The 23,361-nt window shown below is 70.2% G+C and carries 22 protein-coding genes; 9 read left to right on the forward strand and 13 right to left on the reverse strand.

Annotated features, from left to right (window positions below; all coding sequences use genetic code 11):
* Positions 1-35: 35 nt before the first annotated feature.
* A complete protein-coding gene (locus tag ASG60_RS14705) occupies positions 36-2,267 on the forward strand; it encodes a TonB-dependent siderophore receptor (RefSeq protein ID WP_056360429.1) in 2,232 nt (743 codons plus the stop codon).
* Positions 2,268-2,417: 150 nt separating this feature from the next.
* Here the strand turns inward: ASG60_RS14705 and ASG60_RS14710 are convergent, their stop codons facing one another.
* The 6 genes from ASG60_RS14710 to ASG60_RS14735 all read right to left on the reverse strand — a co-directional run bounded on the left by ASG60_RS14710 (position 2,418) and on the right by ASG60_RS14735 (position 6,847).
* Positions 2,418-2,717, reverse strand: coding sequence for a hypothetical protein (locus ASG60_RS14710; protein WP_056176681.1), 300 nt, complete (start codon positions 2,715-2,717; stop codon positions 2,418-2,420).
* 157 nt (positions 2,718-2,874) lie between these two features.
* Positions 2,875-3,699, reverse strand: coding sequence for a 3-methyl-2-oxobutanoate hydroxymethyltransferase (gene panB, locus ASG60_RS14715; protein WP_056176678.1), 825 nt, complete (start codon positions 3,697-3,699; stop codon positions 2,875-2,877).
* 405 nt (positions 3,700-4,104) lie between these two features.
* Complete coding sequence (locus ASG60_RS14720) at positions 4,105-4,290, reverse strand: hypothetical protein (protein WP_056176674.1); 186 nt, start codon at positions 4,288-4,290, stop codon at positions 4,105-4,107.
* Positions 4,291-4,386: 96 nt separating this feature from the next.
* Positions 4,387-4,974, reverse strand: a complete 588-nt coding sequence (locus tag ASG60_RS14725; RefSeq protein WP_056386372.1) for a rhodanese-like domain-containing protein — start codon at positions 4,972-4,974, stop codon at positions 4,387-4,389.
* A 14-nt stretch (positions 4,975-4,988) separates the two neighbouring features.
* The gene (locus ASG60_RS14730) at positions 4,989-5,819 is read right to left on the reverse strand and encodes a quinoprotein dehydrogenase-associated SoxYZ-like carrier (RefSeq protein WP_056386376.1); all 831 of its coding nucleotides are present in this window, start codon (positions 5,817-5,819) and stop codon (positions 4,989-4,991) included.
* A 35-nt stretch (positions 5,820-5,854) separates the two neighbouring features.
* Positions 5,855-6,847, reverse strand: coding sequence for a quinoprotein relay system zinc metallohydrolase 2 (locus ASG60_RS14735; protein WP_082531772.1), 993 nt, complete (start codon positions 6,845-6,847; stop codon positions 5,855-5,857).
* A 225-nt stretch (positions 6,848-7,072) separates the two neighbouring features.
* On the opposite strand from ASG60_RS14735, the gene ASG60_RS14740 reads away from it, so the two are divergent.
* Positions 7,073-7,663, forward strand: a complete 591-nt coding sequence (locus ASG60_RS14740; protein WP_056176665.1) for a TetR/AcrR family transcriptional regulator — start codon at positions 7,073-7,075, stop codon at positions 7,661-7,663.
* Between the two features lie 182 nt (positions 7,664-7,845).
* Here the strand turns inward: ASG60_RS14740 and ASG60_RS14745 are convergent, their stop codons facing one another.
* Both ASG60_RS14745 and ASG60_RS14750 read right to left on the reverse strand, forming a co-directional pair.
* The gene (locus ASG60_RS14745; protein WP_056386379.1) at positions 7,846-8,220 is read right to left on the reverse strand and encodes a VOC family protein; all 375 of its coding nucleotides are present in this window, start codon (positions 8,218-8,220) and stop codon (positions 7,846-7,848) included.
* 280 nt (positions 8,221-8,500) lie between these two features.
* Positions 8,501-9,187, reverse strand: coding sequence for a YoaK family protein (locus ASG60_RS14750; RefSeq protein WP_056386381.1), 687 nt, complete (start codon positions 9,185-9,187; stop codon positions 8,501-8,503).
* Between the two features lie 579 nt (positions 9,188-9,766).
* Between ASG60_RS14750 and ASG60_RS14755 the strand changes: the two genes are divergently transcribed.
* From ASG60_RS14755 to ASG60_RS14785, 7 genes are all read left to right on the forward strand, one after another.
* The gene (locus ASG60_RS14755; protein WP_056268056.1) at positions 9,767-10,765 is read left to right on the forward strand and encodes a GTP-binding protein; all 999 of its coding nucleotides are present in this window, start codon (positions 9,767-9,769) and stop codon (positions 10,763-10,765) included.
* 53 nt (positions 10,766-10,818) lie between these two features.
* Positions 10,819-11,079 (forward strand): hypothetical protein, encoded by a 261-nt coding sequence (locus ASG60_RS14760; RefSeq protein WP_056360443.1) that lies wholly within the window; start codon positions 10,819-10,821, stop codon positions 11,077-11,079.
* 197 nt (positions 11,080-11,276) lie between these two features.
* On the forward strand, positions 11,277-11,660 hold the full coding sequence (locus ASG60_RS22885; RefSeq protein ID WP_056360445.1) for a hypothetical protein: 384 nt from the start codon (positions 11,277-11,279) through the stop codon (positions 11,658-11,660).
* Positions 11,661-11,748: 88 nt separating this feature from the next.
* The gene (rnhA, locus tag ASG60_RS14770; RefSeq protein WP_056386382.1) at positions 11,749-12,492 is read left to right on the forward strand and encodes a ribonuclease HI; all 744 of its coding nucleotides are present in this window, start codon (positions 11,749-11,751) and stop codon (positions 12,490-12,492) included.
* Positions 12,493-12,503: 11 nt separating this feature from the next.
* Complete coding sequence (locus tag ASG60_RS14775; protein WP_082531792.1) at positions 12,504-13,070, forward strand: DNA-3-methyladenine glycosylase; 567 nt, start codon at positions 12,504-12,506, stop codon at positions 13,068-13,070.
* Positions 13,071-13,247: 177 nt separating this feature from the next.
* Positions 13,248-18,104 (forward strand): NAD-glutamate dehydrogenase, encoded by a 4,857-nt coding sequence (locus ASG60_RS14780; protein WP_056386386.1) that lies wholly within the window; start codon positions 13,248-13,250, stop codon positions 18,102-18,104.
* A gap of 65 nt (positions 18,105-18,169) precedes the next feature.
* Positions 18,170-19,621: a phospholipase D-like domain-containing protein gene (locus ASG60_RS14785; protein WP_056386387.1), complete on the forward strand. Its 1,452-nt coding sequence runs from the start codon at positions 18,170-18,172 to the stop codon at positions 19,619-19,621.
* Positions 19,622-19,631: 10 nt separating this feature from the next.
* On the opposite strand, the gene ASG60_RS14790 is transcribed toward ASG60_RS14785, so the two are convergent.
* The 5 genes from ASG60_RS14790 to ASG60_RS14810 all read right to left on the reverse strand — a co-directional run bounded on the left by ASG60_RS14790 (position 19,632) and on the right by ASG60_RS14810 (position 23,174).
* Entirely contained in the window at positions 19,632-20,348 is a 717-nt protein-coding gene (locus ASG60_RS14790; protein WP_156398932.1) for an endonuclease/exonuclease/phosphatase family protein, read from the reverse strand.
* A gap of 129 nt (positions 20,349-20,477) precedes the next feature.
* On the reverse strand, positions 20,478-21,386 hold the full coding sequence (mepA, locus tag ASG60_RS14795) for a penicillin-insensitive murein endopeptidase (RefSeq protein ID WP_156369016.1): 909 nt from the start codon (positions 21,384-21,386) through the stop codon (positions 20,478-20,480).
* Positions 21,387-21,566: 180 nt separating this feature from the next.
* Positions 21,567-22,106, reverse strand: coding sequence for a hypothetical protein (locus ASG60_RS14800; protein ID WP_056305556.1), 540 nt, complete (start codon positions 22,104-22,106; stop codon positions 21,567-21,569).
* A gap of 188 nt (positions 22,107-22,294) precedes the next feature.
* Positions 22,295-22,630 (reverse strand): DUF2293 domain-containing protein, encoded by a 336-nt coding sequence (locus tag ASG60_RS14805; RefSeq protein ID WP_056305555.1) that lies wholly within the window; start codon positions 22,628-22,630, stop codon positions 22,295-22,297.
* A gap of 40 nt (positions 22,631-22,670) precedes the next feature.
* Positions 22,671-23,174: a TIGR00645 family protein gene (locus ASG60_RS14810; protein ID WP_056386389.1), complete on the reverse strand. Its 504-nt coding sequence runs from the start codon at positions 23,172-23,174 to the stop codon at positions 22,671-22,673.
* Between the last annotated feature and the right edge of the window lie 187 nt (positions 23,175-23,361).

Raw genomic sequence — 23,361 nt, forward strand, 5'->3', positions numbered from 1 at the left:
GCGATGACGCGTGCCTGCGCGACGGAGAGTTCGCCATGTCCGCCCTCGTGACACCTGCCCCTATAGCCTTTGTCCCTGCGGCCTCCGCCATCGCCCGCCTTGCCCTCGCGGGTGTCTCGCTCCTCGCCCTCGCTGGCGTGGCCGAGGCCCAACAGAGCGCCGTCACCCTCGAGACCCTGAGCGTCGAGGGCAGCGGCGCCGGCCCCGGTGGCGGCGGCGCGCCCGGGCGGAGCCAGCCCGAGACCGCGCGGGGCCCCGTGCCCGGCTACGTCGCCAGCCGCAGTGCCACGGCGACGAAGACCGACACGCCCCTCATCCGCACGCCGCAATCCATCAGCGTCATCGGCGCGCAACAGATCGAGGCGCAGCGCTCGCAGACGATCTCGGAGGCCGTGCGCTACACGCCGGGCATCTACGCCAACCAGTTCGGTCCCGACACGCGCCTCGACTGGTTCCTCATTCGCGGCTTCTCGGCCACGGAGACCGGCCTGTTCCGCGATGGTTTGCAGCTGTTCCAGACCGCGTTCGCGAATTACCGCATCGATCCGTTCGGCGCCGAGCGCATCGAGGTCCTGCGCGGACCGGCCGCGACCCTGTTCGGCGGCTCGCCCGTCGGCGGCCTCGTCAACATCGTGTCGAAGCGCCCCACGACGGAGCCGTTCCGCTACGTCGAACTCGGCGGCGGCTCGTTCAACCAGCGCTACGCCGCCTTCGACGTCGGCGGCCCGGCCGACAGTTCCGGCCACTGGTTCTACCGCCTGACGGGCAAGCTGCAGAACAGCGACGCCCAGGTCCGGTTCGCACCGGAAGACCGCTACTACATCGCGCCGAGCCTCACCTATAAGCCGGACGGCGCCACCACCTTCACGGTGCTGACGAGCTTCCAGCGCGACGACACCGGGGGGGCGGGCCAGTTCCTGCCCTATCTCGGCACCGTTCGCCCCAACGCCTCGGGCCTGCGCATCGACCGCAAGCTCAACGCCAGCGATCCCCTGATCGACGGATACACCCGCAACCAGGCCAATCTCGGCTACGAGTTCGAGCACCACGTCGACGACGTGTGGACCGTGCGCCAGAACTTCCGGTTCTCGTTCACGGAGGTGCGCGACCAGCGCTACGTCGGCAACGGCTACGCCGACACCGCCCAGACCGAGCTCGCCCGCTACGGCTTCCTCACCACGCCGCGCGCCGGGCTGTTCACCGTCGACAACCAGGCGCAGGCGCGCTTCAGCGACGGGTTCTTCGGCCACACCGTGCTGATGGGCGTCGACTACAAACGCTATAGCCTGTCGGACAATCAGGGATCGACGCCGTTCCCACCGGAATTCCCGGTGCCGTCGCTCAACATCCTGTCGCCGCGCTACTTCCAGTTCAGCTCCACGCCGACCCCCTACCGCGTGGTCAATCAGCAGCTCCAGCAGACCGGCCTCTACCTCCAGGATCAGGTCGCGCTCACCGACCGCCTGACCTTCCTCGTCGGCGGCCGCCAGGATTTCGTCAGCAACGTCGTGCAGGACCGGCTGGTGCTGGCGAACTCCACGGTGCGGGACGAGACCGCCTTCACCGGGCGCCTCGGGCTCATCTACAACTTCGACAACGGGCTCGCGCCCTACGTGACCTACGGAACCTCGTTCAACCCGACGGCGGGCGTCGATGCGAACAACCGGCCGTTCAAGGCAGACCGGGGCGAGCAGATCGAGGTCGGCGCCAAGCTGCAGCCGGTCGGCTGGAATACCTTCTTCACCGTGGCGGCGTTCGACTTGGTGCGCTCCAACGTGCTGACGCCGAACCCGGCCAACGTGTTCACCAATCTGCAAATCGGCGCGGTGCGCTCGCGCGGCTTCGAGGCCTCGGCGACGGCGAACCTCGCCGAGGGGCTCAACCTCATCGCGTCCTACACGATCTACGGCCTACGGACGATCGAGGGGACGAATCTCGACCTCGGCCGAGTCCCGGTGGGCATCCCGGAGAATTTCGCCTCGCTCTGGGCCGACTACACGATCCCGGTCGGCGACTGGAAAGGCTTCGGCTTCGGCGGCGGCGTGAACTATGTCGGGCGCTCCTACGCCGATGTCGCCAACACCCTCACGGTACCCGAATACGTCACTTTCGACGCGGTGGTGCATTACGAGCGCGACGGCTGGCGTGCGGCGGTCAACCTCCAGAATGCCGGCGATAAGCGCTTCGTCTCGTCATGCTCCAGCGCGAACGCCTGCTTCTACGGCACCCAGCGGCGCATCACCGCGAGCCTAGGCTACCGCTGGTAAGGGGCGTCGCACGTCCCCCTCGAACGAGCACAGCCGCGAAGGTGGGCTCGAGTGCCCCACCGGGCAATCCCGAGCCCACCTTCGCGGCTGTCGCATGAGCCGTTCTGGGCGTGGACCGGGCTCACCCCCGGTCCCGCCGCCCCGCAAAAATCATTCGCAGACGCGGACGCGGCGGATGTGCTCGTCGCCGTAGGCGTCGATGTAGCCACGGCGTTCCGTGTGGCAGACCTCTTCCTCGACATAGACCGGGCGCGGCTCGCGGTAGACCGGGCGGCCGGGGTAGTAGCCGTTGTTCTGCGAGGAGGCGATGGCGCCCCCGATGGCGAGACCGCCGAGCACGCCGAGGGCCGCGGCGCCGCCGGGGCCGATGCCGTCGCGGGCCTGCGCCCCGGGCGTCATCGTGACGAGGAGCGTGCCGGCCATGGCCACGCCGAGGAGGGTCCGCTTCATGACGTCGTGTCCTTCGTGATTCTCAAGCATCGGGCGTCAGGGTGAAATCTGGACACCGAACGGTTGATGAATGGTAAGCGCGCGGCGTCCGCCCGGGGGTGATCCCGTGCGGTGTCGCACCGGGGACACGCGGGCGGAGGCATGCAAGCGGGTACAGTCACGCTGGCGGATAGGTGTGCTCGTCGGCGGGGAAGCGCCCGGCGCGGACCTCCTCGGCATAGGCCGCCACGGCGCCCTCGATCTGGGCGCGCAGGGAGCCGAACTGCTTGACGAATTTCGGGACGCGGTCGCTCAGGCCCAGCATGTCCTCCAGCACCAGGATCTGACCGTCGCAGGCCGTGCTGGCGCCGATGCCGATGGTGGCCGCCGTGATGCCGGGCGCCGTGGCGATGGCGCGGGCCACGGGCTCGACGATGCCTTCGAGAACGATGGCGAAGGCGCCGGCCTCGCTGATGGCCCGGGCATCCGCCAGGAGGCGCTGCTCGCCGTCGGCCTCGCGGCCCTGCACCCGGAAGCCCCCCATGGTGTTCACCGATTGGGGGGTGAGGCCGATATGGCCCATGACCGGAATGCCGCGCTCGACCAAGAAGGCCACCGTGTCGGCGAACTTGGCGCCGCCTTCCATCTTGATGGCGCCGGCGCCCGTCTCCTTCAGCACGCGGGCGGCGTTGAGGAAGGCCTGCTCGCGGCTCGCCTCGTAGGAGCCGAACGGCATGTCCACCACCACGAGGGCGCGCGACGTCCCCCGGATCACGGCCTGGGCCTGGACGATCATCATCTCCAGGGTCACCGGCAGGGTCGATTCCATGCCGTGCATCACCATGCCGAGGGAATCGCCGACCAGGATGAAGTCGCAATGCGGATCGAGGATGCCGGCGGTGTGGGCGTGATAGGCTGTGAGCGCGATGATCTTGACGCCCGCCGCCTTGCGCTTGGCGAGATCGACGGCACGGATGCGGCGCGACTGGACAACTTGGGACATCGGACTCCACCGGGCTCACGGCCCCCGCAGGGCGGGCGCAGGGCACCCCTCGCGGGTGCAGGGCACCCGCCAGAAGGAAGCGGGCACAGGTGGAACGAGTCATACACCCGCGCGGCACGAAACGCGCGCTCCCGCGCGAACGAAGCGCAGAGTTTGAAAGGTCTTTGTGATGTAAATTACTTGGACAACACTGAGCCTCACCCGCTGCGGTGACGGGCGATGGCGTCGCCGTCCCGCACTCTTCGGTGGGCGTTCCCTCCCTAGACTTGGGGCGCCGTGCGCGCGCCTTTCTTCCGCCACAACCCGCCCGGTGTCAACTGCGAACAGGGTCCCGGCTTGAAATCCGTCCGTTCGAAGCCATGACCCACGTCCGGAGGCCCTGGACCGCTTCGAGACGGTAGGCCCTCAATCGAGGTCCATGGTCCGCTCGAAGGCGCTGGCGCTCGATTCCTGTCCCTTGGGATCGATGACGAGGATGTCCTTGAAGCCGCGCCGGGCCAGTTCCCAGGTCTTCTCGAGGGCCTGATCGGCGGTGCCGCACGCGAAGGTCGCGCTCCGTCCGAGGTGATCGTTCGCCTTGACCTTGTACAAATCCGGTCTCCCGTGTGCCTGGCGCGCAGCATACGCCAGCCGGCGGCATCGCACGAGCGGCCTGAACGATCCCCCACCGTCGAACGGGCCGAGGCCCTAGCGCTGGGCCTCGCTGCGGCCCCGCGCCGCCCAGGCCGGGTCCTCCTTCACCACGGTCGTCTCGTGTGTCTCCTGCCAGCCCTCGATCCCCGTGGGGAACCAGTGCACGCCGGTGTAGCCGGCCTGGACGAGGCGCTTGCCGGCGTTCCAGCTGCCCCAGCAATCGGGGCGGCAGAAGGTGACGATGGCCTTTGCCTTGTCGCCGCCCGTCAGTTCCGCGACGCGGGCGAGGAACAGGGCTTCGTGCGCGGGGTCGAGGGGGGCGGCCCCGGCGCTGGGCATCCATACGGCGCCGGGGATGCTGCGATGGGCCGGGAGCCACGGCTTGTCGGCGGCCATGCCGGCGGGGCGCCGGTCCGCCAGGGCCACGTCGATCAGCACGGGCTTGGCCTCGGCCACCACCCGGTCGAGGCCGTCGATGTCGAGCACCACCGCGCCCTTCAGGGTCGGCGGCGTGTAGCCCTGCTGCGGCCCGGTGTGGAAGCCCTCGGGCTCGGGCACGTTGACGGGCGAATCGGCCGGGGCCGCCGCCATGGTCCCGAGGGCGAGGAAGGCAGCGGCGGCGAGGCGAGGAAGGAACATCATGCCGGGCCTCCCGCTCAGTTGCTCGGGGCCGGCACGGGGAAGCTGTGCTGCCAGCGACCGTCCTGGTTGTCGGAGGCGACCACCGTCACGGGCGCCTGGCCCTCGGGCAGGAACGCGAAGTTGATCACCGGGTTCGACGCGATGGAGATGTCGCCGTCCAGGGTCAGGATGTTGCGCCCGCCCTGCGAGACCACGACCTTCTGGATGTAGCGCGCCGGAGTGTAGTCGCGGGTCACCTGGTTCATCTGCATGCCGGAAAAGTTCGGATGGCGGATCATCAGCGTCGCCTCCGTGGATTTGGCCCCGGGAGCCCCTTCGGCGAACTTCATCCGCATGTCGCCCATGCCCTTCATCGCCTCCTCGTCGCTCATCCCCATGGGGGCCGAGCAGCCGCCGGAGGCTTTGACGAACTTCGTCGTCTCGAACAGGCCGCCATCCTTGGTCCGCACCACGGCGTGGACGTTGGTGTAGTTGTTCACCCGCACCCGGAGCTTGATCTCGCCCGGATCGGCGGCGGGGCCGAAGGTGATGTTGGCCGCGTAGGGCGACGGGTTGTCGTCGATCACCAGGGACACGCCCGCGACCTTGTCCTTCTCCGGCATGGTCAGGGTGATGGGCACCAGGGCGGCGTCCAACGCCCGGACCGGGGCGTCGACTTTCACCAGGGTGTCGGTGTGCTGCACGGCCTTGTCGCCGAAGATCGAGGTGCGGATCTCGTTCCAGCGCGCTTGACGCTCGGCGTCCGTGTCCGAGGCGCCGGCGGCGAGAACGGGACCGGTCAACAGGGCGGCGGCCGGGAGCGACGCGGCGAGCGACAGGGCGAGGGCGGCGGTGAACGGCTTCATGGCGTGTCTCCTCTTGAGGGTAACATGGGGCGGGATCACTCCCATTCGAGTTCCTTGAAGGCCTGGGTCACGTTGCGGCCGTTGTAGAGGTCGAACAGCGCCCACTTGTCGGCCTCCGACCGGCCGATGGTGGCCACCGCCTTCTCGATGGGCATGTCGCCGGCCAGCGCCTTGCGGGTCTCGTCGCGCAGGGTGGCGAGGTAGCGGGTCAGGTCGGCCAGGGCGGGCGCGAACTCCACCAGGGTCGGGCCGTGGCCCGGCACCGCCTTCGTCGCCCCCATGGCTTTGAGCACCTCCGCCTCCTTCAGCCAGCCGGCGAGGCTGCCGTCGAGGGACGGAATGCGGGTGACGAACAGGAGGTCGGCGGGAAACAGGATGCCGGAGGCCGAATCCCGCATGGAGAGGTCGCAATTGGTGTGCGCCACCCCGTGGGCGTGGAAGGTGAGCCGGCGCCCGCCGAGATCGATCTCGGCGCGATCCGCGACTTCGAGGGTCGGATACACCACTCGCCCGGCCTTCTCGGGCCCCAGAATCTCGACGAGGCGGGTGCGGTAATAGTCGCCGCGCGCATCCAGGGCCGCGCGCAGGGCATGATGGCCGATGAAGACCGGCTTGTCCGCCGCGAACGCCTCGGCCCCGAAGCAATGGTCGGGATGGACGTGGGTGAGCACCACGTGGCTGATGGGCTTGTCCGTGCGGGCTCTGATCTGCCCGCGCAGCCACTGCCCGTCGGCGAGACTCCCGCCGGATTCGGTGACCAGCACGGAGGTCTCGCCGACGATGAAACCGATATTGGCGATGGCGTCGTCGTTGTCGGGCGACGCCTCGGCGTCGGGCCCGCGCCGGATGAAGATGCCGGGGCCGACCTCGTCCAGGGCGAACCCCTCCGCCGAGCGCCCGAGGGTCGGCAGGCAGCACAGGCACAGGCCGCCGAACAGGGCCAGCCCGCCGCGCAGGGCCTGGCGCCGGTTCGACCGAAGGCTTCGCGCAACGGGGCGCGGATCCACGAGGCCATCCTGGGCCGGCATACGGGACGTCCTCCGCTTGTTTTCTTGGCTACCATTTAGTAGGTAGATTTATCCTGCCGTCAACGGCACATTTTCGCGACCTTTCTTTTCCTGCCCGCGGACACGTTCCTCGCGCACTCCCGAAACCGGAATTATTCCTCGTCCCAGTGCCGCGCTGGAATTCGGGCCGCACTGGAATTCGGCTCGCTCAGGAAATTCGGCTCGCCCAGGAGATTTGCCCCGTCCATGAGAGACACGCGCGCGGAACTGCTGCTCCAGGCCGAGCCCCTGATCCGGGGCCGGGGGTATTCTGGCTTCAGCTACGCCGACCTGGCCGCGGTGGTGGGTATCCGCAAGGCGAGCATCCACCACCATTTCCCGACCAAGGCCGATCTCGCCCTCGCCCTGGTGGGGGCCTACGACGCCCGCTACGACGCGGCCCTCGCGGCGATCCTGGCCCAGACGACCGACGGGGTCGCGCGGATCGAGGCCTATGGCCGGCTCTATCTCGGGGGCGTCGAAGATGACCTCGGCTGCCTGTGCGCCGTGCTGGCGGTGGAGCGCGACACCCTGCCGGAGCCCGTCCGCATCGCCGTCACCCGGTTCTTCGACAAGCACATCGCTTGGCTGGAGGCTGTCCTCGCCGACGGGCTCCGCGACGGCGGCGTGCGGGCGGACGTGATCCCCGCCTCATCGGCCCGGCTGGTGGTGGCGACCCTGGAGGGGGCGCTTCTCCTGGAACGCGTGCTCGCCGGCACGACGGGATTCCGGGAAACCCTCGGCGCCCTGTGCGACGCCTTGCGGCCGCCCCGTGCCGGTCGAGTGGCGCGAACCTGACGGATGGCACCCGCTCGAAGCGTTCGAGACGGGTGGGGTCGTGACTGTCCGGCCCCGAGCGAGAGGGGAGGGAAGCAGCAGCCGAGGTCGCCGCACCGACTGCCGACCCTTGTCGGAGGCGCAACGTCAGCCCTCGCCCCTCGCCCCTAGGCCGAAACAGGCAAGGATGACCGCGGTTTCCGTCACGTCACCCGCCGGGTCCGTGCGGTGAGCTTGTTTCCGTCCGGATCGCGAAGGTAAGCGACGAACGCCCCGTTCGGGCGCTCTGCGGGCGGGCTCTCGATCGCGGCACCGCCATGCTCGGTGCCGGCCCGGTGCCACGCGAGAACATGCTCGCGGCTCGCTGCGGCGAGACCGATCGTCCCGCCATTGGCCGCGCTCGCCGGTTTGCCGTCGATGGGTTTCGTGATCATCAGTCGACCCCCCTCATGGGCGTAGATCAGCCTGCGCCTGGCATCCATCTCGCCGGGCTTGCCTCCCAGCGCGGCGAATGTGGCGTCGTAGAAGCGACGGGCCTGCTCCAGATCGTTGCTGCCGATCATGACGTGCGTGAACATACGTTCTCTCCGGGAAGGGGCGGCACGCGAGCGCCGTGCTCGAATGGCCGAGACGAACGTTCGCCGCGTGTCGATGCACCCCTATGGGTCTGCCCAACCAGTACTTCCCAATCCGGGCTGTGTGGAAACCTCGAGGTTGTCACTGGGTGGGGAAGGGTTTTTCCAGCCCCCCGGTTCGCGTGGCCGACCCGCCATCCGCGGTGCATGGAACGTCATCTGAAATGCCCGGATGGGCGCCATGCCGAAGGCCGTTCGACACGTCCGGCCCCAAAACATCTGCTCACGAACCTGATCTCCGGTCGGGAACCATCAGCAGCCCGATGAGGACGAAGGCCGGCACGAGCACGCACCAGAAGGACAAGGCGGCGATCCCGAAGGCCCCCGCCAGTGCGCCCGCCGCGAAGGCCGCCACGGCGGACAGCGTACGCCGCAGGCGGGTGCTGACCTGCTCATCGAGCTTCGCCCCGCACAGGCGGTCGGTCACGTCGATCACGGCCTGCGTGACGTTCACGGTCATCACCGTCGTCGCCGCCAGGTGGCCGATCACGAGACGCCCGATGCCGTTCTGAATGCCCATCGCGGCAACACCGAGCATGCCGACGCCGATCGCCTTCGCGCCATCCGGTGAGCCGAGCGGCGACATGGCCACGCCCGCTATGGCGAAGGCGATCAGGACGGTGGCTTCGAGCGCCAGCAAGGGGCGCAGCGGCGGCGATCCTCTTCTCTCCAGGGCCAAGGCGATCAGGCGCGTCACAGCCACGGCGAGGATGAACATCGGTAGGGCGAGCAGCTTGGCGAGGACGCCCGTCGAGGTGGAGACCAATTCCGCACCGATCAGAACGAAGTTGCCTGTCACATGCGCCGTGAAGAGGCCGGTCAGGGCGATGAAGGCGGCAGCGTCCACGAACCCCGCGGTGAACGCGAGCCCGACCCCAATCAAAGCGTCTTTCCCGGCACGAATGGGCATGGTGCTTCGGTCCCCTCGCCGCTCCGAGCCAACGTCGAACAGCGACCGGTAAATGTCGGCTTCGAAGGAATGCTAGCGAACTTCAGCATGCCTGACACGGGTCGCATGCGGCCTCGGCAGCGGGGTAGCGAGCCTCGGATGTCCGCGACGAACGTCGCCACACGGCGCGTCGACAGTGCGGGCGCCGCCTCCAGTCCCTCCCCCAGGCTACGGACCTCGCACGGCGGGATACCACCCTCGCGCACTCCCTCACCTCCTCGCAGACGATCGCATTCCTGGATTTTAACGCGACGCGGCCCTCCTCGCCGGTGGGGAGCGACCGCGTGTGCCTGTCTCCCTGCGGAGGCGGGCGGAACCCCATCGCCCCCGCTCCACAAGGGAGAAGGAGGAGCCCCCGTACCTCGCTCGGAGCGATCGGCGCTCTCGCCGATGTATGGATCCACCAGCCCGCAGCGAGGAAGCGAAGGCTGGAGTAATGCGCCGGCCGAGCCGGGACGGCCTTCCATCGCAAGGCGATGATACAATATAACACCCCGACACCCGGCCAAAGCCGTCCCCGGAAACCCGAAAAGAGCCGCCATGTCCGAAAGCCCGAACTCCGACAGCCCGAACGCCGGCGCCCAAAAAATCCCCGTGACCGTGCTCACGGGCTATCTCGGGGCCGGCAAGACCACGCTCCTCAACCGCATCCTCACGGAGAACCACGGCAAGCGCTACGCGGTGATCGTCAACGAGTTCGGCGAGATCGGCATCGACAACGACCTCGTCATCGGCGCCGACGAGGAAGTGTTCGAGATGAACAACGGCTGCGTCTGCTGCACCGTGCGCGGCGACCTCATCCGCATCATGGACGGCCTGGTGAAGCGGCGCGGCAAGTTCGACGCGATCATCGTCGAGACCACGGGCCTCGCCGACCCAGCCCCCGTCGCCCAGACCTTCTTCATCGACGAGGATGTCGGCGGCGCCGCCCGCCTCGACGCCGTGGTGACGGTGGCGGACGCCAAATGGCTCGCCGACCGGCTCAAGGACGCCCCCGAGGCCAAGAATCAGATCGCCTTCGCGGACGTGATCCTGTTGAACAAGGCCGATCTCGTCGAGCCGGCCGACCTCGACCGCGTCGAGGGGCTGATCCGGTCGATCAACCCCTACGCCAAGGTTCACCGCACCAGCCGCTGCGACGTGCCCCTCGATCAGGTGCTGGACCGCAACGCCTTCGACCTGTCGCGCATCCTCGACATCGAGCCCGACTTCCTCGAGGAGGGCCACCATCACCATCACGACGACGAGATGCAGTCGGTCTCCGCCCGCATCGACGGCCCGGTGGACCCCGAAAAGTTCATGCCGTGGATCTCGACCCTGACCCAGGTGCAGGGGCCGGACATCCTGCGCTGCAAGGGCATCGTCGCGTTCCCGGAGGAGCCCCAGCGCTTCGTATTCCAGGGCGTCCACCAGATCCTCGACGGCGACCTCCAGGGTCCGTGGAAGGACGGCGAGGCCCGCGTGTCGCGGGTGGTGTTCATCGGGCGCAAGCTCGACCCGGAGGCGATCCGCGCCGGCTTCCTCGACTGCGCCGCCTGAGGCACCATGCGCCGGGCGAGGTCGGAGGGCTCCGGCCCACGCACCGCGGCCGGTTGCCCGACCGGAGGGAGCGCCCGCTGACCCGTCGCCTCGCCCTCGCTTCCCTCCTGACACTGGCGGCGGCGTTGCCGGCCGGCACGCCCGTGCAGGGCGCGCACCGGGACTCGGCGCCGGCCGCGCGGCGGAACGACGGCTTCGCCCACCTGTGCGAGCCGCCGCTCAAGTTCGCGGCCGGCACCTGCGTCGGGGACTGCCCGGCGGGCTATCGCGATACCGGCCTGGGCACCTGTAGCTTCCAGCGCATGGGCGACTGAGCGACCCGGCGACGCTTCGGGAGGGATACGAGCGTGACGCCCATCCGAACCCGGCCCCGATTTGGTCACGGTGAGGCGCCACACGAGCCTCTCGAACCCGATGTCCCACATCGGGACACGTCCGGCGACGCGCCCTCTTCGCGCCGCCTCGCCCCCCGGGGCGGACGCTGGCAGCCCCCGTCGGAGAGGTCCGAGCAATGAAGAAACGTGTTTTGGGCGGGATGCTCCTCGGCCTGCTGGCGGTGCCGGCGACCGTGCAGGCGGCGAGCAACACAGTAGTCGGCGTCGGCACGGGCGCCGTCGCGGGTGCCGTGGTCGGCGGTCCCATCGGGGCCGTGGTCGGCGCGGTGGTGGGCGGCGTCGTCGGCTCCAATTCCGAGCGGGCTCGGCCCCGCCGCGTCCGCCGGGCCAAGGCCGTGCGCACACGGCGCCAGGCGGCGCAGGCCCGGCCCGTGAACGTCGCCGAGCGTGGCGAGGAAGCCCGCCGGCCGATCCCGGCCGCGGCGACCACGGGATCGGTGACGGCCCCGCGCCCGCCCGCCACCACCCAGCCCGCCACCACCTGGCAGAATCCGCGCTGAGCGAACCGCCCGGCGGGGGTGCCGGAGCGGGGGCGGCCCGTGCTATGGGCGGCGCCCCAATCCCATCCGCCCAACGGATCGAGCCCCCATGCGAACCATCGTCTACGCCGACGGCGGATGCGACCCCAATCCCGGCCCCGGCGGCTGGGGCGTGGTGATCCAGGCCGAGACCGGCACCATCGAGCTGTGCGGCGGCGAGCGTTCCACCACCAACAACCGCATGGAATTGACGGCCGCCATCAGCGCGCTCTCCCACTTCCCCGAGGGGGCCGCCCTCGAGATGCGCTGCGACAGCCAGTACGTCATCAAGTCGGTGACGGAATGGATGAAGGGCTGGAAGGCCAAGGGCTGGCGCACGAGCACCGGCCCGGTCAAGAACGTCGATCTCATGCAGACCCTCGACACCCTGGCGGCCCGGCGTGACGTGCGCTGGACCTGGGTGCGCGGCCACACCGGCGAGGCCGGCAACGAGCGGGCGGACCGCCTCGCCGCACAAGGACGTCGGCAGGCCCTGGCGGCCCCCGCCGGATCGGCCGCCGGGACGACCACGACCACGCTTCCGGCCTCGGTTTCGGCCGCGCCGATCCCGAGCCCGCCCGCCCCGGCCCGGCTCACCGGGACGGCGGCGCTGGCCGCCGCCATGGCGGCCCCGCCCCGCACCACGCCGATTCCCGTCGATCTGGCGCTCGGCCTCGACGTCTCCCGCGCCGCCAAGGCCGCCGGCCTCACGGCGCCGGCTTTCGTCGAGGAAGCGATTCGCGTCGCCCTCCATCTCGGCCCCGAGGCCTTCACCCGCGCCCGCGAAGCGGCGAAGGGCGCGAAGCTCCCGTGACCGAAGCGGCGCTGCCGGCGGCCTTCTTCGCGCGGCCGGCGGTGCAGGTCGCGCGCGATCTCGTCGGCTGCGTGTTGCGGGTCGACGGGGTCGGCGGGCCCATCGTGGAGACGGAGGCCTACGACCGGACCGACCCGGCCTCGCACAGCTTCGCCGGCCCGACGCGGCGCAACGCCAGCATGTTCGGCCCCGCCGGTCACGCCTACGTTTACCGCTCCTACGGCCTGCACTGGTGCCTCAACCTCGTCTGCGAACCGGGCAGCGCCGTGCTCCTGCGCGCCCTCGAGCCGCGGTACGATCCGGCGACGATGGCGGCACGGCGCGGCCTCGACGATCCGCGCCGGCTCTGCGCCGGACCGGGCCGTTTGTGCCAGGCGCTCGGCGTGACGGACGCGCAGGACGGCGTTCCACTGGACCGTGCGCCGTTCCACCTCGCCTTCGGCGCGCCGGCCGGCACGGTGGTGGCCTGCGGCCGCATCGGCCTCACCCGCGCCGTCGAGACGCCCTGGCGCTTCCTCGTCGCGGGATCGCGCTTCGTCAGCCGGCCCGTCCGCCCCCGGCCCCGGCAGGGGGACTGACACCGCAGCCCCAACGTCATGCGGGCGCCCACCGGGACCGATTGATACCGGCTGCCGACCCTGCGCATGATCCGCCGCCTCCGGCCAAGATCGGCCCGGTTGACCGCAACTCGACGCCCGTCCGCCTGTCACGCGGAGGTGCGAGGATGGTTCGAGCGCGTGAAAGGATCGACGATCATGGGCAGCGAAGCAGCCACGGCCCTGGCCAGTGCCCAGGCGCGCTCGATCCGCGACGACCTCCTGACGGCTGCGGCCGCCGTCGTGGATCGGCGGGACGGCCCGGGCGGATTCGTGCGCGACCTGTTCGGGCGCACCTCGCCGGAGGATCTGGCGCCCTATACACCGGACGCCCTGGCCGATCTGGCGCTGGCCGCCCGTCAGCATCTGGCCGCGCCCCGCAGGGCCGGCGCCCCGTCGGACCTGCGCCTGTCCGATCTGACCGTCGACCGGGACGGCCGGCCACGTGAACTCACCGTCGTCGAAGTGGTCAACGACAACCGGCCGTTCCTCCTCGACTCGACGCTCGCCGAGTTGACCGAACAGGGGCTGACACCGCACCTCGTCGCCCACCCGATCCTCGGCGTGGAGCGCGACGCGGACGGCGACCTCGTGCGGGTGGTCGGCGAGACCACGGCGGACGCCCACGCGGCCTTCACGCGCGAGAGCTTCATCCATCTCCACCTCGACCGTCTCGATGCCGGCGAGGCCCGCGACCGCCTCGAGGCCGGCCTCACGGCCGTGTTCCGCGATGTCGCCCGCGCGACGGACGATGGAGACGCCATGCTGGCGCGCCTCGCCGCCCTGGCACAGGATTACGCGACGGGACGGACATCCCTGCCGGGGGCTGAAGTCCGGGAGGCGCACGCCTTCCTCGAATGGCTACGCGATGGCCACTTCACGCTGCTGGGCCTGCGCGAGTACGACCTCACCGGCGGCACCCATGCGGTGGTGCCGGAGGCCAACCGGGGCGTCCTGCGCGACCCCGCCGTCGAAGTCCTGCGGCGCGGACGGACGCTCGCCGACGACACGCCCGAGATCCGCGCCTTCCTCGAAGAACCGCAGGCGCTCCTCGTCACCAAGGCGAGCGTGAAGTCGCGGGTCCACCGCGCCGCCCATCTCGACTATGTCGGGGTCAAGCTGTTTTCCCCGGACGGGACCTTGTCCGGCGAAGTCCGCCTCGTCGGCCTGTTCACGGCCGCCGCCTACACCGCCCTGGCACGCGAAGTCCCCTACCTCCGCGAAAAGGTCGCCGCCGTGGTCGCGAAGGCCGGCCTCGACCCGACGAGCCACGCCGGACGCAGCCTGCTCAACGTCCTGGAGACCTATCCCCGCGACGACCTGTTCCAGATCACCGTCGATCGCCTCTACCGCTTCACACTCGCCATCGGCAGCCTCGCGGAAGGGCCGCGCATCCGCGTCCTGTCCCGGCCCGACCGCTTCGGCCGCTTCGTCTCGCTCCTCGTCTACGTGCCGAAGGACCGCTACGATTCACAGGTCCGCCTGCGCGTCGGCGCCTACCTCGCCAGGGAATACGGCGGCCGGCTCTCGGCGGCCTATCCGGACTTCCCCGAAGGCCCGCTCGCCCGGACCCACTACATCATCGGCCTGCCCGAGGACGGCGCGGCCGAGCGCGACCCCGCCACCCTGGAGGCGGGGATCGGCGCCCTGGTGCGAACCTGGAGCGACGACCTGCGTCTCGCCCTCGCGGAGGCGATGCCCGGCCGGCAGGCCCGGGCGCTGGCCGCCCGCTACACAGACGCGTTCTCGGCCGCGTATCGCGAAAACTTCGCGCCCGCCGTCGCCATCGCCGACATCGCCATCCTCGAAGCCCTGAGCGAAGCGCGCCCGCGCGCCGTCGATATCGGCCGGCGCGACACCGACCCGGCTCACCAGATACGCCTCAAGGTGTTTTCGCGGGGGGCATCGCTCTCCCTGTCCGACCGGGTGCCGGCTCTGGAAAATCTCGGCTTCCGGGTGATCAACGAGCGCACCTACCGCGTCCGCACCGGGGACGGGCCGGACGCCGCGCAGGTCTGGCTCCACGACATGCTGCTGGAGCGGGCCACCGGGGCGCCCATCGACCGGGACCGGCTGGAAGCCCCCCTGGAAGCCGCACTCCTCGCCATCGCGGCGGGCGAAGCGGACTCAGACGGCTACAACCGCCTCGTGCTGGAGGGCGACCTCGGCTGGCGCGATGTCGCCCTCCTGCGCGGCCTCGGGCGCTACCTGCGCCAGCTGCGAATCCGCTACGGGCAGGATTACCTCGCCGCGACCCTCAGCCTGCATCCGGCCATCGCCGGCCGGATCGTCGCCCTGTTCCACGCCCGGTTCGATCCGGCGGGACAAGAGGAGGCCGGGAAGGACCGCACGGCACGCGAAGCCGCCATCCGGGCGGAGATCGAGACGGCGCTGGGCGAGGTCACCAGTCTGGACGAAGACCGAATCCTGCGCCGCTTCGTCAATCTGGTCGAAGCCGCCGTACGGACGAACTTCTTCCAACGCCACGACGACGGCGGGATGCGCGAAACCATCGCGTTCAAGTTCGCCTGCGCCAAGGTGAACGGCATGCCCCTGCCACGCCCGTTCTTCGAGATCTTCGTCTACGCGCCGCGCCTGGAGGGCGTGCACCTGCGCTACGGCTACGTGGCCCGCGGCGGCCTGCGCTGGTCCGACCGGCCGGAGGATTTTCGGACCGAGATCCTGGGCTTGGTGAAGGCCCAGCAGGTCAAGAACGCCGTCATCGTGCCGGTGGGCGCCAAGGGCGGCTTCTTCCCCAAGCGCCTGCCGCCGGCCTCCGACCGCGAAGCCTGGCTCGCGGAAGGCACAGAGAGCTACCGCGTCTTCATCCGCACCCTGCTGGAACTCACCGACAACATCGTCGACGATGCGATCCGGCCGCCGGCCGACACGGTGCGCCACGATTCCGACGACGCCTACCTCGTGGTGGCGGCCGACAAGGGCACCGCCACCTTCTCGGACATCGCCAACGCCCTCTCCCTGGAGCGCGGCCACTGGCTCGGCGACGCCTTCGCCTCGGGCGGCAGCCAGGGTTACGACCACAAGCGCATGGGCATCACCGCGCGGGGCGCCTGGGAAGCGGTCAAGCGCCACTTCCGCGAGATGGATGTCGACGTCCAGGCCGACCCGGTCACCGTCGTGGGCGTCGGCGACATGTCGGGCGACGTGTTCGGCAACGGCATGCTGCTGTCGCGGAGCCTCCGGCTCGTCGCGGCCTTCGACCACCGCGACATCTTCCTCGACCCCGCGCCCGATCCGGCCGCGAGCTTCGCCGAGCGCCAGCGTCTGTTCGACCTCGGGCGTTCGAGCTGGCGCGACTACGACACCGGGCTGATCTCGACCGGCGGCGGCGTGTTTTCCCGCAGCCTGAAGACGATCCCCCTCTCGCCGGAGATCCAGGCCGTGCTGGGGTTCGAACGCGCCGAGGCGACGCCGGCCGAGGTGATGCAGGCGATCCTCAAGGCCCCCGTCGACCTCCTGTGGTTCGGCGGCATCGGCACCTATGTCCGCGCCGGCTCCGAGACCGACGAGGAGGCCGGCGACCGGGCCAACGACGCCGTGCGCATCACCGGTTCGGTCCTGCGTGTCAGGGTCGTCGGCGAGGGCGCCAATCTCGGCCTGACCCAGCGCGGGCGGATCGAGGCGGCGCGGGCCGGAATCCGCCTCAACACCGACGCCATCGACAATTCGGCCGGGGTGAACACCTCCGACGTCGAGGTGAACATCAAGATCGCCCTGATGATGCCGGAGCGCGACGGACGCCTCGACGCGGCCGCCCGCAACGCGCTCCTCGTCGGCATGACCGACGAGGTCGCGGCCCTGGTCCTGCGCAACAACGAGCTCCAGACCCTGGCCTTGTCGCTTGCCCTGCGCCGCGGCGTCGGCGAGACCGGCTTCGCGGTTCGCACCCTCCAGTCCCTGGAGGCCGAAGGTCGCCTCGACCGGGCCGTGGAGTTCCTGCCCGACGATGCCGCCATCGCCGAGCGCATGCGCCGGGGCGAGGGTCTGACGCGGCCGGAATACGCCGTGATTCTGGCCTACGCCAAGCTGTCGCTCTACGACGCGATCCTGGCGAGCCCGGTGCCGAACGACCCGTATTTCGACCGCGAACTGCAGCGCTACTTCCCGCAAGCCCTGCGCCGGCAGTTCCCCGACGCGGTAAAGGGCCACCGCCTGCGCCGCGAGATCATCGCCACGGCGCTCTCCAACATCATCGTCAACCGGGGCGGTCCCTCCCTCGTCACCCGCCTCATCGACGAGACCGGGGCCGACGCGGCCACCATCGCCAAGGCCTACGCGGTGACCCGCGACGCCTTCGGCCTGATGGAGCTGAATCTCGCCATCGACGGGCTCGCCGGCGCCGTGCCGGGACAGGCCCAACTCGACCTCTACGCCGATGTGCAGGATCTGCTGACGGGCCGCATCGTCTGGTTCATCCGCAACCTCGACCTCTCGGGCAGCGTCGCCCCCCTGGTGGCACGCTACCGCGAAGGCATCGCCGCCGTGATGGCCGCGCTGCCCGAGATCCTCGGCCCGGAGGCGAAGGGCGCCCTCGACGCCCGGCAGGCGGAACTCGTCGGACACGGCCTACCTCCCGAGGCCGCCCGACGCCTCGCCTCCCTGGCAGCGCTGGCCGCCGGCCCGGACATCGTCCGAGTGGCGGAGGATGGCGGGCAGCCGGTCGCCGGCATCGCGGCGACGCATTTCGCCCTCGCCCGGCATTTCAGCCTCGACGATCTCGTGGCCGCCGCGCGGAAGGTCCCCGTGGACGACACCTTCGACCGGGTCGCCCTGGAGCGGGCGATCTCCGGACTCTCCACCGCCCACCGCCGCCTCACGGCTGAGGTGGTGGCCGATGTCGGAACGGGGCCGGAGGCCGTCGAGGCCTGGAGCGCCGCGCGTGGCCCCGCCCTCACCCGCATCCGCAGGGCCGTCGAAGCCATCGCGGCCTCGGGCCTCACGGTGTCCAAGGCGACGGTGGCATCGAGCCTGCTCGCCGATCTCGCCCGGCCCTGACGGGGCGTTTGGAGCGGCCGGACGTTTCTCGTATCCCACCTCCGATCGTGGGATGAGGAACGGCGTTGGAACAGGCCCTACTGAGATGGATTGGCGACATGCTGTCGATCCGGTCCGAAGTCTTCGCCGTCCTCGGGCTCGGCCTGTCCGTCGTCGTGACCATGCATGTGCTGCTGCGCAAGCGCGAGGTCGGGGGCGCCATCGGCTGGATCGGTCTCGCCTGGCTCTCGCCGATGTTCGGGGCCGGGCTCTACGCCCTGTTCGGCGTCAACCGGGTGACGCGCCGGGCGCACAAGCTGCGCATCCGGCCCACACAAGCCGCCGGGTCCGCCGTCTCGTCCGACGACGATCCAACACCGCCGCCTCTGCCCCAAGCCTTCGGGCCCCTCGACCACGCCGTACGGCTGATCACCCGGCTGCCCCTGCGGCCTGGCAATTCCGTCACCGTGCTGCGCAACGGCGACGCCGCCTATCCGGTCATGCTGGCGGAGATCGCCGCGGCTCGGGCCTCGGTGGCGCTCTCAAGCTACATCTTCCGCGACGACGCGACGGGCCGGGCCTTCTGCGACGCCCTCATCGAGGCGCATGGACGCGGCATCGCCGTTCGGGTGATCATCGACGGCATCGGCGGCGGCTACTTTCCACCCGGCATCACTCGGCGCCTGCAACGGGCCGGCGTGCCGGCGGGCCGATTCATGCACTCGGCCCTGCCTTGGCGCATGCCGTTCCTCAACATGCGGACCCACAAGAAGCTCCTCATCCTCGATGGCCGGACCGCCTTCACCGGCGGCCTCAACATCGCCGACGGCAACCGGGTTTCGCAGGCCCCGCCCCATCCGATCCGCGACACGCATTTCCGTCTCGAAGGGCCGGTGGTCGACCAGCTGGCGGCGGCGTTCGCCAGCGACTGGATCTTCGTGGCGGGCGAGGACCTGACCGGCGAGGCATGGTTCCCACGCCTCGCACCGGCCGGTACCATCCCGGCGCGGGTCGTCACCTCGGGACCGGACGCGGACCTGCGCAAGATCGAGCTCGTGATCCTCCAGGCCGTGGCCTGCGCCACACGCAGCATCCGCCTCTCGACACCCTACTTCCTACCGAACGAGATCCTGACCAGCGCCCTCTGCCTCGCGGCCAACCGGGGCATCCGCGTCGACATCGTCATCCCGAAGGTCAGCGACCACCGCTTCGTGGATTGGGCGACGCGGGCGCATGTCGATCCGCTCTTGCGCAGCGGGGTCCGGATCTGGCTCGACGCACCGCCCTTCGACCATTCGAAGCTCCTCGTCGTCGACGGGACGTGGTGCTTCATCGGCTCGGCCAACTGGGACATGCGCAGCTTTCGCCTCAACTTCGAGGTGAACGTCGAGCTGTACGATCCCGATCTCGCGGAGGCCCTCGACGCCATCATGCGCGCCAAGATGGAGGTCCGCCTGACGCGCGAGCATCTGGCTGCGCGCGCCTTGCCCGTGCGGCTGCGGGATGCGGGCGTCCGATTGGCCCTGCCGTACCTGTGATCCAGCCTGGCTAGGGCCGGCGCGCGCGGCCCCTAAGGGACGCCGAGATCCGCATCGCGAACCGATCGAACGAGCTCCGTGCGGCGTCGCGGTCCGGCCGCCGCGCCTGCAGGGGGGTGGGCGCCAGGTGGACGATGATGGGGCGGTGGTCCGAGGGGCCGCGCGGCAGGACCGCCGAGGCGTGGCAGGTGAGCCCACGCACGAGGCAGCGGTCGAGTCGCAGGGGAACCAGTCGAGCCATCGCATGGGTCGGAAGGCGCGGCCCGACATCCCGGAACCCGGCCAGCATGGGCGGGCCGACGAGGTTGTAGTCGCCAATCACCGCCGCGCAATCCGGTAGGTTCTCGGCAATCCGGCGCAACTGACGCCGGTTCAGCATCTGTCCGTGGGAGAGGTGCACATTGGCGACGCCGAACCCGCCGAGGTCGAGGATCTGGCAGACCCGGTCGAACATCGCCCCCGACGGCAGTTCGACGATGATCGGTGGAGCGATGAACGGCGTCGGGCTCCAAAGAGCCGGTCCATGGATTCGGCCCGGCAGGGGTGCCCAAGCATAATCCCCCCCCAGCCGGTCCTTCAGCCCGGCGATCTCCTTCGTAGCCTCCTGCATGAGCACGAGGTCGGGTTTCTCGCGCTCGATCAGGGTGGCGAGCACGGCGACGTTGGCCCCCGTGCGCCGCAGGAGATTCCAGCTCAGGATCTTACGCAAGCCGGGCCGATCGACCATCGGACTGGGATGGTCGGGGCGGCGCAGGGCGCGCTGCGCGAGGCGACGATCGTTGAGCATGGCGCCTTAACTGGACCGGGGCGTGACTTTGGGAAGGTGGCGCGCCGGTTCGACGGCCACACCGAGGCCTCAGCGTGCCTTGAGCACAGCCCGGCACGCCGCCGGCAGCGCCGCCATGGTCATCGGCGGCCGGGGCTTACCGGGCTTCGTCGATTTCGGTGGGTTCAGCACCGCATCGCTGAACCAGTAGGCGAGCTCCTCGCCGCAGCCGTCGCCGCCGGGCGGTGGGGCCTGGTCGCCGCACTGGTCCTGCCCCGCCGGGCAGGCGAGGCGGATGTGGTAGTGGTAGTTGTGCCCGTACATGGGCCGCACCTTGGACAGCCAGGAACGGTCGCCACCGGCCTCGCGGCACAGGGCCTTCTTGATCGCCGGATTGACGAACAGGCGCGCCACCTCGGGCTGCTGCGCCGTGAGGCGGATGAGCTTTAGGTGCTCGGGCGCCCACACCCCCGGGTCGATGTCGAGGCGGTCGGCCCGGACGACGTTGGTGGCGGAGGTCTCTTCGCGCTCGCGCCGGCTCATGCGGTGGTCCGGCATCGGGGTCAGCCAGATGTCGGCATCGAGACCGAGCTGGTGCGAGGCGTGGCCGGTCAGCATCGGGCCGCCGCGCGGCTGCGACATGTCGCCGACGAGGAGGCCGGGCCAGCCGACCCGCGGCGCCTTGGCGGCCAGCCGCTCCAGGAAGTCCACCAGGGGCGGGGTGCCCCACATGCGATTGCGCGACAGGCGCATCACCTGCCAGGTCGGCCCGTCCACCGCCAGGGCTTCGCCACCCGAGAAACAGCCCTTGGCATAGGAGCCGTACGCATGCGCGGGGCCGGGCGCCGGCGATGTCGCCCGGCCGAACAGGGCCTTGGCGGGGGTGCCGGGCGCGTCGGGATCGGCGAGGGGCGGCAGGGGCTTCGGGTCGAGGGTTCCCCGATCCTGAGCCTGCGCGGCCGTGCCGAGGGCGAGGATCGCGAGGGTCGCGAGGCGGATCGGACGAAGGGACCGGCGAAGGGACAGGGGCTTACGCTCCAGGCACGGGAATGAAGGGTGGGTTCGCGAGGCTAGCCCATCGGCGGCGGCGGCGCGACCGCGTGTGCGCGACAAAACCTTCGGCGCGCCGCGGCACGCGGGCCGGAAACCGACATCCGATCGAGGGGCGGCGCGGGACGTTCACTCGGCGGGCGCGACGGCGATGCGGATCGTATCGGCCTCGGCCCCGCTCACCACGATGGTGATGGGCACGGCGCCGAGCTGGAAGCGAACGCTCTTGGCGAGGACCGCGCAACCCGGTCGCATGGTGTGGGCCACCGGGGACCGCGGGGTCTTGCCATCCTGGCTGACATCGATCCAGGCGCGGTCGGACAAGGTGACCTGATACAGGCCCGGCGTGACCGGAGCTGGAACGGTCAGCACGCCGCCATAGGTCCCGGGCTTCGCTTCGCGGGAGGGCGGAAACGGCGGTGCGACCTCCGCCTGCGGCTTCAGACCGAGCAGGGCGCCCGGCATCCCCACCGGCAGGGTGCCGCCGCTCGCCACCTGCGGCAGGCCGGGCGCCGCGAACCACGCCTGCTCGCGCAGGAGCGCCCAGTCGAAGCCCGTGCAGGCCGCCGAATCGGCCGAGGCGCCGGGTGGTACTTCGGCGGACCGGGCCGGCTCCTGTGCCTCGGCGGTGCCCGCTGCGAGGAGCAGGACGGCGGCGGCGATGCGCATCCGCCTCAAACCGACGCCACGGATAGATTCGTCCGGGTGCCGATCTGCTTCTCCGGAATATCGCATTCACCAAGCCCCATGAATCCCGGCCTCCGCCCGCCGGCCCAGGTCCGGCGTTTCCCACGCGAGACCGCCTGCCCACGCGAGACTGCCGCGAGGGCCGGCACGGCACAAGCCCGCGACCGACGTCAGCCCTCGCCGTCCGTTTCCCGGTCGGTTTCCTCCTCGGAGATCAGCCGGCGCACGCCCCAGGCTCCCAGGGCCGCATTGAGATCGTCGAGCACGAAGTGGCGCGCGCTGTCGCGATCGTAGCCGTCGTCCAGGAGGGCATCGTAGTCGGTGAAGACGTGCCGGCCATAGGCCACGAGGCAGAGCCAAGCGGCCGTCTCCGGAGCCGCCCCGCGCAGACCGGGACTCGCCAGTGCCCGGTCGAGGATCGCGCCGGCCTCGAATTCGGGCAGGCGCGGCGCGAGGCGCAGCAGGGCGGCCGCCACCGCCTCGCGCCGGTTCAAGTGCCGGTCCATGAAGCACTCCAGGAACCAGTCCGTGGGGCGCTCGCCCGGTTCACCACTCGTGGTGCCCGGCGATGGTTCGGTCGGTGAGGGCCATGAGCAGACCCGAGACCACGAAGACCATGTGAATGCCCACCAGCCAGTACAAGTCGCGATCGCTCATCGCCTTCAGGTCCATGAACGCCTTCAGCAGCGAGATCGCCGAGATGGCCACGATGGAGGAGACGAGCTTCAGCTTGAGCCCGGTGAAGTCGATGGTGCCCATCCAGGCGGGCCAGTCCTTGTGGTCCGCATGGTCGATCTTCGAGACGAAGTTCTCGTAGCCGGAGAACATGACGATGATGAGCAGCGAGGCCGTCAGCGAGAGGTCGACCATGGTCGGGACGCCGAGCACCACCTGCGATTCGGTGGCGTCCCACATGTGCAGGACGAAATGGGCAAGCTCCTGGAGGAGCTTGACCAGCAACACCACGATGCCGATGCCGAGGGCCGCGTAGAACGGGGCGAGAAGCCACTGGCTCGCGAACCGCACCCGCTCGAAGATCCGCTCCACCATCCGTGCTCGTCCCCGCCGCGATCGAGCCGGGCATGTGGCATGGGGGTAAGGACCCGGCAAGCCTGCCGCGCCGGCAGCGGATCGCCGGGGGCCGTGGGAAGCGGACCGGGCCAGCACAAGCCCTGGCCCGGCCTTCGCTTGCCCCAACGCGAAAACCCGGGCGCGTGAAACATTTTGTAGTGAAGTG

This window comes from Methylobacterium sp. Leaf469 (assembly GCF_001424745.1).
Lineage (GTDB): Bacteria > Pseudomonadota > Alphaproteobacteria > Rhizobiales > Beijerinckiaceae > Methylobacterium.